The organism is Frankia sp. CeRuru1 (assembly GCF_977966315.1).
In genome coordinates, this window is sequence record NZ_CDWWEW010000009.1 from 1 (window position 1) to 3,282 (window position 3,282).

Sequence of the window (3,282 nt, forward strand, 5' to 3'; positions counted from 1 at the left end):
CCGCCAGGCCGAAGGCGAGCCGGCAGGCACCGGCGCCGCCGAGCCCGGCGCCGCCGAGCCCGGCGCCGCCGAGCCCGGCGCCGCCGAGCTCCGCCGCGGTGAGCCCGTCCGCGGCGAGCGCCTCCAGCTCGACGGCAGCCTGCGCCTCGTAGGTGATCCGGTGGCGCACCCCGAGCAGCGACGCCACCGCGTCGAACAGGCGGCCCATGCTCGTGCAGGGCACGCAGGCCACGCCCCGGTCCAGCGCGGTGCGCAGGGTGCGCAACTCCGCCACGGAGCAGGCCCGCACCGGCGCCAGGTCCGCGGTCCAGTCCAGGCCGGCGGCGGCCAGATGGGCGAGCGCGACCCGGTACGGATTGCGGACGGCGGCGTCGCCCCCGGGCAGGCCGATCGGACGCAGGTGCGCGACCCGCTCGGCGCGGGCGACGTCCGGGCCTACCAGCAGCACCTCGCCGCCCCAGATCGTGCCGTCGAGCCCGTAGCCGGTGCCGTCGAACGCGACCCCGAGGATGGTGTCGCCGAGCCTGCCGTGCTCGGCGAGCAGGGCGGCCACATGGGCGTGGTGGTGCTGGACCAGGTGCGGCGACCGGCCGGCGGACCGTGACCCGTAGGTGGAGGCCTGGTTCGCCCCCGCCACCGGGTTCCCGGCGGCCGCGTCTTCGGCCCCCGTGGCCGCCGCGCGTTCGGCCCAGGCCCGAGTGACGTATCCCGGATGGAGGTCGGCGGCGAGCGTCTCCGGCGCGACGCCGTACAGGTCGGTCAGGTGCGCGGCGGACCGCTCGAAGGCCCCGAGCGCCGCCAGGCTGCCCATGTCACCCAGATGCTGGGACACGAACGCGCGACGGTCCGTGGTGAGGCAGAACGTGCTCTTGCCCTCGCCGCCCACGGCGAGCACCGACCGGACAGGGCGGCCGAGGTCCACCGGCAGCGGAACGTATCCGCGGGAGCGCCGCACCGGCAGCACCTGCCCGTCGTCTCCGTCGTCCCCGTAGTCGCAGCGCACCACCGAGTCGTCACACGGCAGGAGGATCGGTCGGTCGTGCCGGAGGAACGCGTCGGCGAGGCCGGCGAGCCGGTCCCGCGCGTCGTCGTCGGCGAAGCAGATGGGCTCGCCCGAACGGTTGCCACTGGTCATCACCAGCATCCGCGGCGGTGGCGGGCCGCCGCCCGGGACCGGCGCGAACAGCAGGTGGTGCACGGGCGTGTACGGCAGCAGCAGCCCCACCAGCGGGGTGCCGGGGGCGACCAGCCGCGATAGCCCCGATATCCCCGATATCCCCGCCGCGGGCGAGCGGCGGACGAGCACGATCGGAGCGGCTGGCGACGCCAGCAGCGCCGCCTCCGCCGACGACAGGTCGGCCACCAGGGCGGCCGTCGCCAGGTCGCGCACCATCACCGCGAACGGCTTGTCGGGCCGGCCCTTGCGGGCGCGCAGGCGCGCCAGGGCCGTGTCGCCGGCCGTGTCGCCCAGGTCGTTCTCGGCCGAGCAGGCCAAGTGGTAGCCGCCGACGCCCTTGACCGCGACCACCGCGCCGGCCGCCAGCGCCCGCTGGGCCGCCGCCAGCGCGGCGTCCGTGCCGTGCACCTCTGGTCCGGTGCCGTCCGCGGGGCTGAACCACAGCTTCGGTCCGCAGGACGGGCAGGCGACGGGTTCGGCGTGGAAACGGCGGTCCGCCGGGTCGGCATACTCCGCCGCGCACCGCGCGCACATCGGGAAACGGGCCATCGTCGTGGCTGCGCGGTCGTACGGCAGCGCGCTGATGATCGTGTACCGCGGGCCGCAGTTGGTGCAGGTGATGAACGGGTGGCGGTGGCGCCGGTCGGTCGGGTCGAACATCTCGCGCAGGCAGTCGGCGCACACCGCGGTGTCCGCGGGCACCAGGGTGCGGTCGCCGGGAACGGTCGCGCCGGCCACGATCCGGAACCCGGCGTCGCCGGCGGTCGACCGGGTCATGCTCGTCACCGTGACGCGCTCGATATGCGCGAGCGGTGGCGCCTGCGGTTCGAGCCGGCGCAGGAACTCGGCCACGGCCACCTCGTCGCCTTCGACCTCGGCGAACACCGAGGTCGAGTCGTTGCCGACGAATCCCGCGAGCCCGAGGGTGCCCGCGAGCCGGTGGACGTAGGGCCGGAAACCGACGCCCTGGACGACGCCCTCCACCACGACCCGGCGCCGGACCCGGCGCTTGGCCCGCTCGGCCCGCCCGGCCCGCCTGTTCTGCTCTCCGGTCACACCCGCCGCCAGATCATGACCCGGTTGTTGCCCGAGTCCGCCACCGCGAGCCGGTCGCCGCGCACCGAGAGGCCGTACGGCCAGCAGAAGGTGTCGGCTTCGACGCGGGTCCACCGGTTCTCCCCGGTCTCGGCGAACGACGGCTGGCCGAGCACAGCGGTCGCAGGCATGGAACTGCGCCGCGGCAGTTCGTCCCACAGCAGGACGCGGTTGTTGGCGGTGTCCGCGACGGCCAGCAGGTGCCCGTCGCTGTCGACGGCGTAGGGGAAGCGCAGGACGTCGGCCCGGCCAGGCGCGTAGGGGAACTCCCCGGAGCAGGCGAGATCGGGCTGGCCGAGCACCAGATCTGCGTCGCTGTCGGCGTCGGGATGGGGGGCCCAGCCGAGCAGCCGGTGGTTGCCGGCGTCCGCGACCAGCAGCCGATCGGCGGTGCCGGCGAGGTCGTGCGGCCACCGGAAGCTGGCCGGCCCGGCCGCGCCGCCACGGTTCTCGTCCCGGCGGGTGGGATCGGGCTGCCCCAGCACCAGGTCGGGTAGCCGGCCGGGTGAGGACGGCAGGCCATCCGACCAGCCCAGGATCCGCCGGTTACCGGTGTCAGCGACGTAGAAGCGCCCACCCACCACGGCCACCCCGAAGGGCCAGTAGAAGGTGTCTGGTCCGCACGGGCCGCCCCGGTTCTCGCGGACGGCGCCGGCGTCCGGCTGCCCGAGCACGAGGTCGGGGGCGGTGTCGGTGACCGTCGGGATCTTGTCCCAGACCAGCACCCGGTGGTGCCAGGCATCGGCGACCACGAGCCGGCCGTCCGTGACGAGCACGCCGGTCGGCAGGTGCAGGCCGCGTTCGGGTCCGCGCCCCGCGGCCGCCGGTCCTTCGCTCGTCGCGTCGGCCTGGCCGAGCACGACGTCGGCGGGGGTGCCGTCGACGGCCGGCAGACCATGCCAGATCAGCACCCGGTGGTTGCCCGAGTCCGCCACCACGAGCAGGTCGTCGCCGAGCCACACCCCGCGCGGCGCGTACAGCCGGGACGCCGACGGCCGCGCCGACGGCAG

The 3,282-nt window shown here is 75.6% G+C and carries 2 protein-coding genes; both read right to left on the bottom strand.

Going from position 1 to position 3,282, the window contains the following annotated elements; translation table 11 throughout:
- Positions 1-2,233: carbamoyltransferase HypF (hypF, locus tag AC08OP_RS01485; RefSeq protein WP_476612545.1), on the bottom strand; the 2,233-nt coding region annotated here is incomplete at its 3' end.
- A partial coding sequence (locus tag AC08OP_RS01490; RefSeq protein WP_476612546.1) for an NHL repeat-containing protein occupies positions 2,230-3,282 on the bottom strand: 1,053 nt, incomplete at its 5' end. The genes hypF and AC08OP_RS01490, both read right to left, overlap by 4 nt.